The organism is Streptomyces sp. NPDC034099, assembly GCF_055575415.1.
Window position 1 is genome coordinate 1 of record NZ_JBVISR010000002.1, and the last position, 12,720, is coordinate 12,720.

Consider the following 12,720-nt stretch of genomic DNA (forward strand, 5'->3'; position numbering starts at 1 on the left):
CCGAGGACGGACACCCCCCGGCGCGGCCCCGACCCACCCACCGAACCCAAGGCGCTACGCGCACCCCCACCGAACCCGCACAGGCGCCGCAGGCATCCCGCCCGGACGGTCAGACCCGCACCGCCCGCGCCACCCGTGTGCACAGCGCCGCGCGTGGCCGGTTGTCCGGGGGCCGGCGGCGTGGGTGGACCGTGTTGGCGAGGAGGACCGCGAAGGTGTCCGTCGCCCGGTCGAGGACCAGCATCGTCCCCGTGAACCCGGTGTGCCCCGCCGCCCCGCGCCCCGCCAGCTCGCCCATGAACCACGGCTGGTCCAGGGCGAAGCCCAGCCCCGGTTCGGCCAGCAGCAGCTCCACGAAGTCCGGCCCGAGGATCCGCGCCGGCCCGTGGGAGCCGCCCGCGAGCAGCGTCCGGCAGAAGACCGCGAGGTCCCGCCCCGTCGAGAACAGCCCCGCGTGCCCGGCCACCCCGCCCAGCGCCCACGCGTTCTCGTCGTGGACGACCCCGCGCAGCATCCCCCGGTCCACCTTGGCCCACGGCCGCCGCTGGTCCTCCGTGGCCGCGGCGTCCGGACACGGTCCGAAGCGCGTCGCCGTCATGCCCAGCGGCCGGGTGATCCCGTCCCGGACCAGGACGTCCAGACCCCGCCCGGTGATCCGCTCCAGCACCTGCTGCAGGAGCAGCATGTTCAGGTCCGAGTAGCAGTACGTGCCCGGCACCCCCACCGGCGGCTCCGCCCGCAGCCGCCGCAACCGTTCCTCGCCGTCGGCACAGTCGTACAGCGGGAGTTCGGGCCGCAGCCCGGAGGTATGGGTGAGCAGTTGCCGTACGGTGACGTGGTGCCGGGCCGCGGCGCGGAAGTCCGGCAGGTAGGCGCCGACCTCCGCGTCGATGCCGAGCGTGCCCCGCTCGAGCTGCTGCACGGCGGCGACCGCCGTGAACAGCTTCGTCAGCGAGGCGAGGTCGAACGGCGTGTCCACGGTCACCGGCACCCGCGAGCCCGCCGGCAGCTCCACGCCCGTGTCCGTGCGCGGGTCGTGGGAGGCGTAGCGCACGGCCCAGCCCGCCGCCTCCTCGACGGCGAGCACGGGCCCGCGTCCGACGGCCACGACCGCGCCCGCCGCCCAGGGGCGTTCGCCGGCGGTGAGGCCGTGCACCTGGCCGACGACACGACGGAGCTGCCCGGGGTCGAGTCCGGCCCGCTCCGGGGTGTCGCCGCGCAGTCTCGGAGCGCTCAGCTGTCCTCCCCCTTGCCTGCTCCCTGCCCGGCCGGGGTCCGGCACAGGGTGACGAGGAACCCGAGCGCCACCACCGCCGCCGCCAGCTGGACCACGGCCATCGGTACGGCGGTGTCCTCCCCCGCGATCCCGACCAGCGGCGAGGCCACCGCGCCGATGAGGAAGGAGGACGTGCCGAGCAGCGCGGAGGCGGAACCGGCGGACTTCTTGACCCGCATCAGCGCGAGTGCCTGCGTGTTGGGCAGGCTGATGCCCATCGCCGACATCAGCACGAACAGCACGGCGGCGACCGGCCCGAGCCCGACCTCGCCGAAGACGCCCAGGGACATCAGCAGCAGCACGGTCGCGGCGGCGATCACGACGACGAGGCCGAGGCCGAGCACCCGGTCCAGCCTGACCCGCCCGACGAGGATCTTGCCGTTGATCTGCCCGACCACCACGAGGCCGATCGAGTTGAGGCCGAACAGCAGGCTGAACGTCTGCGCGGAGGCCCCGTAGATCTCCTGCATGACGAACGGCGACGCCGCGACGTAGGCGAACAGCGAGGCGAAGGCGAAGCCGCCGACGAGCATGTACCCGGTGAAGGCCCGGTCGGCGAGCAGGCCGCGCATCGCGCGCAGGGTGTCGCCGACACCGCCCGCGTGCCGCTCCTCGACGGGCAGCGTCTCCGGCAGCCTGGCCCACACGACGACGCCCAGCACCACCCCGACCACCACGAGGACGACGAACACGCCCCGCCAGTCCGTCACGCGCAGGATCTGCCCGCCGATGAGCGGCGCGACGACCGGCGCGACACCGGAGATCAGCATGAGGGTGGAGAAGAAGCGGGCCATGGCCACACCGTCGTACAGGTCGCGTACGACGGCTCGGGCGATGACGATCCCGGCGGCGCCCGCGAGCCCCTGGACCAGCCGGAAGGCGACGAGGAGTTCCACGTTCGGCGCGACGGCGCACAGCGCGGTGGCGACGACGTAGACGGCCAGACCGGCCAGCAGGGGACGCCTGCGCCCCCACTTGTCGCTCATCGGGCCGACCACGATCTGCCCGAGGGCCATGCCGGCCAGGCAGGCGGTGAGCGTGAGCTGGACGGTCGCGGCCGGTGCGCTCAGGGACCGGGTGACCTCCGGGAGCGCGGGGAGGTACATGTCCATCGCCAGCGGCGGCGTGGCGGTCAGGCTGCCGAGGATGAGGGTGACGAGCAGACCTATGCGCCGGGCGGCGGGCAGTGTCTGCGGTATGGATGACGACTGAGATGTTTGCGGCATGTGCGTCGACGGCCCGCGCTCGGGCATGTGATGTGCCCCTCCCTCTTCTACAGATCCGCCACCTATGCTCTCAGCTCGTACGGACTCGAACGAACAAACTCGAACGACGCACGCACGACGAACGAACGACGAACGAACCTGAGCGAGGGTGGGGCAGGGTGTCAGCGGTGACCGGACAGAAGGTGCGCTGGGGGATTCTCGCGACCGGCGGGATGGCGGCGCGGTTCACGGCGGATCTGGTCGATCTGCCGGACGCGGAGGTCGTGGCGGTGGCCTCGCGGACCGAGGCGTCGGCGAAGGCGTTCGCCGAACGGTTCGGGATACCGCGGGCGTACGGCGCCTGGGAGGCGCTGGCGCGGGACGAGGACGTCGACGTGGTGTACGTCGCGACCCCGCACTCGGCGCACCGGACCGCGGCCGGCCTGTGCCTGGAGGCGGGCCGGAACGTGCTGTGCGAGAAGCCGTTCACGCTGAACGCGCGGGAGGCGGCGGAACTGGTCGCGCTCGCCCGGGAGAAGAACGTCTTCCTCATGGAAGCGATGTGGATGTACTGCAACCCGCTGGTGCGGCGCCTGAAGGCGCTGGTCGGCGACGGTGCGATCGGCGAGGTCCGCAGCCTCCAGGCGGACTTCGGCCTCGCGGGTCCCTTCCCGCCCGCGCACCGGCTCCGCGATCCCGCGCAGGGCGGCGGCGCGCTGCTGGACCTGGGGGTGTACCCGGTGTCGTTCGCGCAGCTGCTGCTCGGTGAGCCCTCGGACGTCGCGGCGCGAGCGGTGCTCTCCGAGGAGGGCGTCGATCTCCAGACGGGCGCACTGCTCTCCTACGAGAGCGGCGCTCTCGCCTCGGTGCACTGCTCCATCACCGGCGGTACGCCCAACTCCGCGTCGGTCACCGGCTCCGAGGGCCGCATCGACGTCCCGAACGGCTTCTTCTTCCCGGACCACTTCGTGCTGCACCGCACCGGCCGGGACCCGCAGGAGTTCCGCGCCGACCCGGCCGACGGGCCCCGGGAGAGCCTGCGGCACGAGGCAGAGGAGGTGATGCGGGCCCTGCGCGCCGGGGAGACCGAGTCGCCGCTGGTCCCCCTCGACGGCACGCTGGCCGTGATGCGGACGCTCGACGCGATCCGGGACCGCGTCGGCGTCCGCTACCCGGGAGAACAGGGCGAACCGGGCGTACGGGGCGAAAAGGGAGAAGCGGCGGAGCCGGTCGTCACGCCGGCTTGAGCCCCGGCTCCCCCGCCTCCGTCACGAAGGACCCGGCGGTGGTGAGCGGCGCGCCCTCGGTGGTGACGTGGGACACCGTCTTGAAGTCGGCGCGCGCCGACTCGCGGCCGAGTGCCACCGTCGCGTAGCCGCGCTGCCCGTTGAAGAACTTCAGGTGCGGGTTGGCGGTCATGAGGGTGTCCCAGTTGGACGGCTTCGCCGAGCCGTCGCCGCCGCTGGTGATCGAGGTGGTGACGATCTCGGTGCCCAGGGTCCGGGAGTCCGGGTCGTCGAAGTCGCGCTTGATGTCGAAGCCGTAGGAGACGTGCACGTCGCCGGTGAGGATCATGAGGTTCTCGATCCCGGCGGCCTGCGCGCCGGCCAGGACCCGCTCGCGGGAGGCCGGGTAGCCGTCCCAGGAGTCCATGGAGACCTTGGACGGCGTGGTGGTCATGTTGTGGCGCTGGGCGAAGGTGACCTGCTGGGGCACCACGTTCCACAGGGCGTTCGACCGGTGCCAGCCGTTGATCAGCCAGCGCTCCTGGGCGTCGCCGGTGAGCGTGCGGCTCGGGTCCTCGGACTCGGGCCCGGGGAACTGCCAGCCGTCGCCGTACGCCTGGTTGGAGCGGTACTGCCGGGTGTCGAGCACGTCGAACTGGGCCAGGCGCCCCCAGTGCAGGCGGCGGTAGAGCTTCAGGTCGGGGCCGTCGGGCAGCTGGGGCCGGCGCAGCGGCATGTTCTCCCAGTAGGCGCGGTAGGCGGCGGCCCGGCGGATGAGGAACTCCTCCGGCGGGACGCTGTTCTCCGGCGTCTCGTCGGCGTAGTTGTTCTCGGTCTCGTGGTCGTCCCAGGTGACGACGAACGGGTGCGCGGCGTGCGCGGCCCGCAGGTCGGGGTCCGACTTGTAGAGGGCGTACCGCAGGCGGTAGTCCTCCAGCGTCACCGTCTCGTGGTTGAAGTGGGCGGGCAGGGTGCCCGCGGGGTAGGCGCGGGAGCCGCCGGTGGCCTTGACGGCGTACTCGTAGAGGTAGTCGCCGAGGTGGAAGACGACGTCCACGTCCTCCTGGGCCAGGTGCTTGTAGGCGGTGTAGTACCCCTCGTCGTACTTCTGGCAGGAGACGAGGCCGAAGGTGAGGCCGGAGACCCGGCTGTGCTGGGCGGGCGCGGTGCGGGTGCGGCCGGCCGGGCTGACGTACCGGCCGGCGCGGAAGCGGTAGTAGTAGACGTGGCCGGGGGCGAGGTGGTCGACCTCGACGTGCACGGTGTGGTGGAACTCGGGGTGGGCGGTGGCCCGGCCCCTTCTGACGACGCGGCGGAAGCGTTCGTCCAGGGCCAGCTCCCAGCTCACCTCGACGCGTTTGGCGGGCAGTCCGCTGTCGGCCTGGTACGGGACCGGGGCCAGGCGCGTCCACAGCAGCACGGAGCCGGGCTGGGGGTCGCCCGAGGCGACGCCGAGCGTGAAGGGGTCGGCGGTCAGCTGCGCGGCGTCCAGCTCGGCGGCGCTCGCGGTGCCGGCGGCCGGCAGGTTCACGGAGAAGGCGAGCGCGGCGGCGGCGCCGGTGACGGTCAGGAAGCGGCGGCGGCCCAGGCTGCGGGCGGCGGCGCGGAGTTCGGGCGCGTGCGGGGACTGCGACTGGGCCGGGACCGGGGTCGGGGCCTGGTGGTTCGCGGGTGTCATCCGTTCCTCCCCTTGCGGTGGTTGCAAGGGGAATTCGAAGGGCCGGGAACGACCCGAGCTTGGCGCGGACATGGCGATCGCATGTCGGACGGATGAGTTCCGCATGTTCCGCGACCCGTACGCTGCCGACTCATGAACACCGTGAGAACCAGCGACGAGGAAAGCACCGGCGCACCGAAGGTCGCCGTCGTCACGGGCGCCGGATCCGGCATCGGCCGGGCGGTCGCCGTCGAGCTGCTCACCGCCGGCTGGTCGGTGGCCCTGGCCGGCCGCCGCCCCGAGCCGCTGGCGGAGACGGCCGCGGCGGCGCCGACGGGCGGCGGCACGGCCCTCGCCGTCCGCGCCGACGTGTCGCGCCCCGAGGACGTGGCGGCCCTGTTCGACGCCGTGCGCGACCGGTTCGGGCGGCTGGACCTGCTGTTCAACAACGCCGGGACGTTCGGCCCCGGCGGAGTGCCGGTCGAGGAACTGCCCTACGAGGCCTGGCGGCACGTGGTGGACACCAACCTCAACGGGGCGTTTTTGTGCGCGCAGGCGGCGTACCGGCAGATGAAGGAGCAGGACCCGCAGGGCGGCCGGATCATCAACAACGGCTCGATCTCGGCGCACACGCCGCGTCCGCACTCGGTGGCGTACACGGCGACCAAGCACGCGCTGACCGGTCTGACCAAGTCGCTGTCGCTGGACGGCCGCCGCTACGGCATCGCGGTCGGCCAGATCGACATCGGCAACGCGGCGACCGACATGACGGCCGGCATGCAGACCGGCGCGCTCCAGGCCAACGGGGAGACGGCACCCGAGCCCGTGATGGACGTCGCCGACGTCGCGCGCACGGTGCGGCACATGGCCCAACTGCCCCTGGAGGCCAACGTGCAGTTCGCGACGGTCATGGCGACGGCGATGCCGTACGTGGGGCGCGGCTGAGCTGATTCACACACATTCGGAATTTCAACATCCGCGGTATTGCGGCCGGTGGAGAACGTATGCTCAAATCTCCTTCACCGGAACTTCACACTTGAGGCGTTGGGCTTCCGCAAGGCCCTTCCGCAACGCTCCACGGACCATACCGAGGGGGGAGGCGGCAGCCGTTCCGTCCACCGGCACTCCGGTGGACGGAACGGCTGTCGCACCGTTTTCCCGGTTACGCCTGTCCGGTCTCGAAGCGGGCGATCCGCCCGTCCTCGTCCACGGTGAAGTCCCACCGGGTCCGCATCTCGCCCCAGGTGTCGTTGCGGTAGCGGGCGATGAGGGCGCGACCGCCGTTCGTCTCCCGGTCGACCTCCAGGTGACCGTTGGAGGAGAAGATCTCCTGGTCGATCCACTGGTCGAGGTTCCGGTCGTCCCCGTCGTCGGCCATGGTGGCGTCCGGCGCGAGCAGCGCGAGGAAGGCCTCGCGGTCGTGGGCGTTGACGGCGGCGACGAAGGCGCGGACGGCCGGGTCGCTGAGTCGCGTGGTCTGAATCGTCATGGCCGCAGCGTCACACCGGCCCCGCGCCCCCGCCACCGGGCCGCCGCCCTTCACCCACCCGCCGCCACCCGAACGGCGCCCGGTGACGGGCCCGGACGCCGCCGACGGGCGACGGTGGACAGATGAGCCGCCACCGTCCGCGAGGAGTCGACGTGAAGTGCTGTGACCGGCGTGATCTGGGGCTGCTGCTACTCCGCCTGGGTACCGGCGGCGTCCTGGCCGCGCACGGTGCGCAGAAGCTGCTCGGCTGGTTCGGCGGCGCCGGCCTCGGGGAGACCGGCCGGGCCATGGAGGCCATGGGCTACGCACCGGGCCGGGCCAGCGCCACCGCGGCGGGACTCGCCGAGGCGGGCGGCGGGACGCTGCTGGCGCTGGGCCTGGCCACTCCGGCCGCGGGTGCGGCCGCGGCCGGCGCGATGGCGGGCGCCGCGGCGGTGCACGCCCCGAACGGCTTCTTCGCCCAGGCCGGCGGCTACGAGTACGCGGTCTCCCTCGGCCTGACCGCCGCGGGCCTCGCCGTCTCGGGACCCGGCCGCCTCTCCCTCGACCACGCCCTCGGCCACGCGGTCAACCGGAACTGGATGGTCCCGGCCGCCCTCGCGGTGACGGCGGCGGCCACGACGGTGGTCGTGGGGGCGCGGAACAGGCGGCTGCGCAGGGCCGCCGAGGGGCGGCAGGAAGCACTCTTCGACTGACGCCCGCGGGAACGGGGCACGCTGCTCCCCATGAGCGACACGACGGACGGCGCGCGGGCCGACGACCTCTGGAACACCGTCGAGAACCTGTGGAAGTGGCTGGAGGCGGACCAGCCCGTCGGCGGCAGGGAGGGCCTGCTGCTGCGCATGCTGAAGCTGTCGGAGGAGGTCGGCGAGGTCGCCGAGGCGGTGATCGGCGCGACCGGCCAGAATCCGAGGAAGGGCGTCACCCACACCTGGGACGACGTGGAGGCGGAGCTGTGCGACGTCGTGATCACGGCGATGGTGGCCCTGCGGACCCTGACACCCGAGGCCCGGGAGGTCTTCGGCCGGCACCTGGCGCGGGTGGCGGCACGCTCGCCGGGCGGGTGAGGGGACGAGGCCGCCGGAAGGCCCGCACCCGTGGGAGTCGGTCACGGGTGCGGGCCGGTCGCAGCCCGCTCAGCCCGCGGTGCAGGACACGGTCGGCCAGGTCCAGTTGCCGTTGGCCTGGATGGTGGCCCCCCAGTTGCCGCCGCTCCCGTTCGACTTCGCGGTCAGCGTCTGCGCACTGGGGTAGCTCGCGTTGACGTTCCAGGTCGACAGGACCTTCGCCGGGGACGGCACGTTCATCGTCACCGTCCAGTCGGCGGCACCGCTCACCGAGACGTTGAGGTTGTACCGGTCGCCCCACCGCTGCCCGGCGGACAGCGCCGCGGTACAGGCACCCCCGCCGCCCCCGCCGCCGCCTCCCTCGCCGCCGCTGCCGTCGGGGGCGACCGCGCGGCCGGTCTGCGGCGAGATCATGCCGGAGCACAGTCCCTTGCCCGCCAGGGTCTGCGCGATGCGCGGAATGGCCGCGAGCGTGTTGGCGGGCCAGTCGTGCATGAGGATGACCTGACCGTTGCCGAGGCGTGAGACGGCCTGCACGATCGCGTCGGTACTGGCGTTGTTCCAGTCCTGGGAGTCGACGTCCCAGATCACCTCGGTCAGCCCGTACTTGGCCTCGACCGACCGGAGCGTCGCGTTGGTCTCGCCGTAAGGCGGCCGGAACAGCTTGGGCGTCCCGCCCCCCGCGCCCGCGATCGCCTGCTGGGTCCGGGAGATCTCCGAGTCCATCTGGGCCTGGCTGAGCTGGGTCATGTGCGGGTGGGTGTAGCTGTGGTTGGCGACCCACATACCGGCGTCGACCTGGGCCCGGACCAGGGACGGGTTCTGGGCGGCGTACTGCCCCTGGTTGAACATGGTGGCCCGCAGCCCGTTCTGCCTGAGCGCGTTGAGCAGGGACTGGGTGGTGCCGGAGGGGCCGTCGTCGAAGGTGAGCCCGACGTAGCCGTTGCAGGCCGCGGCCTGGGCCGGGGCGGCGCCGGCCACGACGGTGCCCGCGGCGGCGAGCGCGGTGACGGCGATGCCGGTGGCCAGGGTGCGCAGGGGGCGCGAGGACGCGCGTGGTCTGGTACGCATACGAGTACGCATACGAATGGTTCCTCCTCTTCGCTGGTGGGGTGGGTCAGCCCGCGCTGCAGGACACGCTCGGCCAGGACCAGTTGCCGTTGGCCTGGATGGTGGCCCCCCAGTTGCCGCCGCTCCCGTTCGACTTCGCGGTCAGCGTCTGCGCACTGGGATAACTGGCGTTGACGTTCCAGGTCGACAGGACCTTCGCCGGGGACGGCACGTTCATCGTCACCGTCCAGTCACTGGCGCCGCTGACGGAGACGTTGAGGTTGTACCGGTCGCTCCACTTCTGCCCGGCGGACAGCGTCGCGGTGCAGGCACCCCCGCCTCCTCCGCCGCCTCCCCCGCCACCGCCGCCGGTCCCCCCGACGTTGATGTTGGAGCTGCCACTGCTCTGGTAGCCCTCGGTGGCCATGATCATGTAGTAGCTGAAGTTGCCGAGCGGCATCCCGGCCCGCGCCCACGCGTCGAAGTGGTTGCCGGTGGTGATGGTGCCTCCGGTCCGCTTCGACTGCCTGACGCTCCAGTACTGGTCGAAGGTGCGGGTGCCCTCGACGGAGGGGGCGTTGTAGCGCGTCGTCTTGTAGATGTCGTACGTACCGCCGTCGGTGGTGACGGTGCCCTTGAACTCGCCCGTGGGCCGGTAGGTGCCCCAGTTGTCGACGATGTAGTACTCGACGAGCGGGTTCGACGTCCACCCGTAGAGCGCCAGGTACGCGTTGCCGGACGGGTTGAAGCTGCCCGAGTACTGCACGGTCCTGCGCCCGCCGTTGCTCCAGCCCTTGCCCGCGACGAAGTTGCCGGTGTTGCGCCACGAGGTGCTGTACTGGCCGCCGGAGCCCATGTTCATGGAGACGGTGCCCTGGCTGTCGGTCCAGAACGAGTAGTAGTAGCCGTTGTTGGTGCCCTCCTGGTTGGTCGTGACGACCGTGTCGGCCTGGGCGGTGCCCGGCAGCATCAGCGCGGCGAGGGCGGCGAGGGCGACGGCCCACGCGCTCCTGATGAGCAGGGTGACGGGACTTCGTCTGCGACGCCTCGGCGGGACGGGCAGGTTCATGGGGGGTGTTCCTCTCCTGCGGGTTCGGACATCGGCGACAGTGTTGACCTGCACCCATCAAGCGTCAACAGTTTCGGTAAATATTTCGAAACCTTCGACGCGCCTGGCAGCGACTCTGGCATACCGAATACGCAGATCAATCCGCACTCATCCCAGGACTGCGCGCCACAAGCAGAACCCCTTCACCAGGCCCACCGGAAAGAAAGGGGCACACCACCGAAAATTTCGACGAACCCGCTCCCTGGACAGCCCCGCCCCGGACTCACATCCTCGGTAGAGGCAGAGCACCGTTCCCCACAACGGAGGTTGGCGCTCGTGAAGCCATACCCGGCGAGTGGCCAGGGGTGTCAGGGGCCCCCGTCAGGCCGCCCTGCGTGCTGCTTCCGGCACCGGCCCGGGCATCTCCGCCCCGGCGACCGGCGACGGAGCGTAGGGCTCCGCGCAGGAGTCGAGCTCCCTCACACCGAATGTGCGCGCCCCAGATTTCATACCGCAGCGCGACTCCCGCTCGTCAGACCCCGACCACATGCACATCCACTGGCGCCAGAACCTCCAGGTACGCCTGCAAGTCCCCCGGATCGGTCGTGAAGACCACCGCGCTGCCGTGCCGGGCCGCGGCCAGGGCCACCCAGGCGTCCACCGCGTCCGGCCGCTTCTTCGCCGGCAGGGTCGCACTGCCCAGCGCGGTGCCGATGCGGCGCCAGTCCGCGAGATCCGGGCCCGTCGCGCAGGCCAGGCATTCCGGACGGCCTGTCTTCGTCTCTCGCACGGGCGGCTCGGACGTCCGGGCCTGGGGGACGGTGCAGTCCTTCAACACCCCGGACAGGGCGTGCACCAGCGCCGGTTGCGGACGCCATACCTGGGCGAGGACCGGACCGAGTACCAGGGCGCGGTGCGGGAGCGTCCGCAGTCCCTCGTGGAGGGCCACCGCTTTCGCCTTGCGGTCGGCGAGGGCGATGAGCATGCCGGTGTCGTAGACCGGGACCCGTGCGCTCACGCGGCGTTTCCCGGGCGGCGGGCGTGCCGGTCCCGGCCGTGGGCGAGCCCGAGGGCCTCCTCGACCTCGCGGCGCTCCTGCTCCGTCAATTCCGCGACCGGTTCCACGCTGGACTCTGCCGACAGCCCGTCGGCCGCCTGCTCCGCCCGGGCGATGAGCGCGTCCACCTCGGCGAACTGCTCCTCTATGGCGTCGCTCTCGGCCATCTGGCGCGTCGCGGCGTGCACCAGGTACGCCGAGACGTCCATGCCGGCCCGCTCCGCGTGCTGCCTGATGCGTTCGGCCTGATCCTGGTCGAGGCTGATGCTGATCCGCGTTTTCGCCACTAATTCATCGTAATACGCGTATGACAGGGAGGCCAGCGGCACGAACGGCGCCTTCATCGCGTCTCGCGGCACCGCCGTAACGGAGTGAGTCCGATCCTCAGGGCCGTTTGTTGAGTTTCTTGGCTTCGTTGAGGATGCGGCCCCGATCCAGAAATCCGACGCCGCGGTCTCTGAGGATCTTGTCGACGTGGTGCTGCTTGCTACCGGTACGGAGCAGACCTGCCGCCTCGGCCACCAAGCCGTCCAGCCGGCTTGTGGAGGCGGCTGTCACGCGGTCGTGCGCCGGGCGCGGCACACGGGTCCCGCCCGCCCTTGTCGCCGGGTCCGTTCCCGCCCGGGACACGACGGCGACGTGCAGGGGCCGGATCCGGAGGGAGAGGCGGACACCGAACCGCGCGGCTATCAGGAACGCGCCGAGCGACCAGCACACGAGGAGGATGCCGATGAACTTCAGGACGTCCAGGGCGAGCGGCCCGGTGTAGGTCTTCTCGTCTCCGATCGAGCCCAGCGGTGCCATGAGGAGCAAAACACCGGCGATCACACGCCAGTTCCGCTGCCAGAACGTCTGGGCGCCGGCCGGCTCGGGATCCCGGGCCGGTGTGGGCACCCTGGGTACGGAGAGGCGGTGGATGCGGCGTGCCGCGTCGTTGACCGGTGTCATCGCGCCGTCCAGGTGATACCTGAAGAGCGCGATGTTCCACTCCTGGGCGTAGGCCGCGGCGGTGGACGTGTAATCGCTGCCGGTGAAAAAGATCAGCTGTGCGTCGGATCCGTAGGGGCGTGCTCCCACAAAGCGTTGCAGTTCCGGACGTCCGACCTGGGCGGCCTGGTATTTCACCTGTCCCAGCGCGCCGGTGGCGCGGACATCGATGCCGGAGTCCGGGCCTCCGGGGCGCGAGGTGGCATCGCCATAGCCCCAGTGGCGCATCCAGCGGGCCGCGTTGAGTTCGGCCTGCTGCCACGACGAGATCTGCATCGGCTTCGGCGTCACAGCCCTTGGCGGTGTCTCGGCCACGTTCCCCCTCTTGCAATGGCTCCCGGCTCGGCAGGTCACCGTGCGCGGCAGAGCGGCACGCACACCCGGCAGAGGAATGGCAGACCGGCGCCGAACCGCCCCATGGTATGCGGGGCCGGGTGACCGCAGGAGCGGGAAGCGGCGCAAAGCCGACAGTGTGAGGGACGACGGAGCGGCTGTCACCACCGCATGCCGCTCTGGCGGGCAAAGCCGCAGAGGGCGGCAGACGAGTCGGGCTGTACGCCGGGTATTCCTGAGCACCCTTGTGACCTGCGCTTTTGCGAGCCGTATCGGTTGTGACCTGCTAGGACGGGTTGCAGAGGCGATCGGAGGCAGTCAGAGG

The 12,720-nt window shown here is 71.6% G+C and carries 13 protein-coding genes; 4 read left to right on the forward strand and 9 right to left on the reverse strand.

Translation table 11 applies throughout. The annotated features are described in order from the left end of the window. Positions 1 to 109: 109 nt before the first annotated feature. On the reverse strand, positions 110 to 1,282 hold the full coding sequence (locus tag ACZ56V_RS05155) for a serine hydrolase domain-containing protein (RefSeq protein ID WP_468939416.1): 1,173 nt from the start codon (positions 1,280 to 1,282) through the stop codon (positions 110 to 112). Then, on the reverse strand, positions 1,234 to 2,529 hold the full coding sequence (locus ACZ56V_RS05160; RefSeq protein ID WP_468939419.1) for a multidrug effflux MFS transporter: 1,296 nt from the start codon (positions 2,527 to 2,529) through the stop codon (positions 1,234 to 1,236). Before ACZ56V_RS05160 ends, ACZ56V_RS05155 begins: the two co-directional genes overlap by 49 nt. A 140-nt stretch (positions 2,530 to 2,669) precedes the next feature. Between ACZ56V_RS05160 and ACZ56V_RS05165 the strand changes: the two genes are divergently transcribed. Then, entirely contained in the window at positions 2,670 to 3,728 is a 1,059-nt protein-coding gene (locus tag ACZ56V_RS05165) for a Gfo/Idh/MocA family protein (protein WP_398914033.1), read from the forward strand. Here ACZ56V_RS05165 and ACZ56V_RS05170 read toward each other — a convergent pair. Then, positions 3,715 to 5,385, reverse strand: a complete 1,671-nt coding sequence (locus ACZ56V_RS05170) for an alkaline phosphatase D family protein (protein WP_398914035.1) — start codon at positions 5,383 to 5,385, stop codon at positions 3,715 to 3,717. The genes ACZ56V_RS05165 and ACZ56V_RS05170 overlap by 14 nt on opposite strands. A 132-nt stretch (positions 5,386 to 5,517) precedes the next feature. Between ACZ56V_RS05170 and ACZ56V_RS05175 the strand changes: the two genes are divergently transcribed. Then, positions 5,518 to 6,309: an SDR family oxidoreductase gene (locus tag ACZ56V_RS05175; protein ID WP_398914037.1), complete on the forward strand. Its 792-nt coding sequence runs from the start codon at positions 5,518 to 5,520 to the stop codon at positions 6,307 to 6,309. A gap of 217 nt (positions 6,310 to 6,526) precedes the next feature. Here the strand turns inward: ACZ56V_RS05175 and ACZ56V_RS05180 are convergent, their stop codons facing one another. Then, entirely contained in the window at positions 6,527 to 6,853 is a 327-nt protein-coding gene (locus tag ACZ56V_RS05180; protein WP_356362149.1) for a nuclear transport factor 2 family protein, read from the reverse strand. A gap of 152 nt (positions 6,854 to 7,005) precedes the next feature. Between ACZ56V_RS05180 and ACZ56V_RS05185 the strand changes: the two genes are divergently transcribed. Together ACZ56V_RS05185 and ACZ56V_RS05190 are read left to right on the forward strand one after the other, a co-directional pair. Next, positions 7,006 to 7,548, forward strand: a complete 543-nt coding sequence (locus ACZ56V_RS05185; protein WP_356362305.1) for a DoxX family protein — start codon at positions 7,006 to 7,008, stop codon at positions 7,546 to 7,548. A 30-nt stretch (positions 7,549 to 7,578) separates the two neighbouring features. Continuing rightward, positions 7,579 to 7,920 carry a MazG-like family protein gene (locus ACZ56V_RS05190; RefSeq protein ID WP_356362147.1) on the forward strand — a complete coding sequence of 114 codons (342 nt, stop codon included), beginning with the start codon at positions 7,579 to 7,581 and terminating at the stop codon, positions 7,918 to 7,920. A gap of 69 nt (positions 7,921 to 7,989) precedes the next feature. Here the strand turns inward: ACZ56V_RS05190 and ACZ56V_RS05195 are convergent, their stop codons facing one another. The 5 genes from ACZ56V_RS05195 to ACZ56V_RS05215 form a co-directional block, all read right to left on the reverse strand. Further along, positions 7,990 to 8,991 (reverse strand): polysaccharide deacetylase family protein, encoded by a 1,002-nt coding sequence (locus ACZ56V_RS05195; protein WP_468939425.1) that lies wholly within the window; start codon positions 8,989 to 8,991, stop codon positions 7,990 to 7,992. Between the two features lie 46 nt (positions 8,992 to 9,037). Beyond that, a complete protein-coding gene (locus ACZ56V_RS05200) occupies positions 9,038 to 10,039 on the reverse strand; it encodes a glycoside hydrolase family 11 protein (RefSeq protein WP_468939427.1) in 1,002 nt (333 codons plus the stop codon). 511 nt (positions 10,040 to 10,550) lie between these two features. Beyond that, entirely contained in the window at positions 10,551 to 11,036 is a 486-nt protein-coding gene (locus ACZ56V_RS05205; protein WP_398914043.1) for a hypothetical protein, read from the reverse strand. Then, positions 11,033 to 11,362 (reverse strand): plasmid mobilization protein, encoded by a 330-nt coding sequence (locus tag ACZ56V_RS05210; protein ID WP_398914045.1) that lies wholly within the window; start codon positions 11,360 to 11,362, stop codon positions 11,033 to 11,035. The genes ACZ56V_RS05205 and ACZ56V_RS05210 overlap by 4 nt, the downstream gene beginning before the upstream one ends. A gap of 97 nt (positions 11,363 to 11,459) precedes the next feature. Beyond that, entirely contained in the window at positions 11,460 to 12,377 is a 918-nt protein-coding gene (locus tag ACZ56V_RS05215) for a restriction endonuclease (RefSeq protein ID WP_398914047.1), read from the reverse strand. Between the last annotated feature and the right edge of the window lie 343 nt (positions 12,378 to 12,720).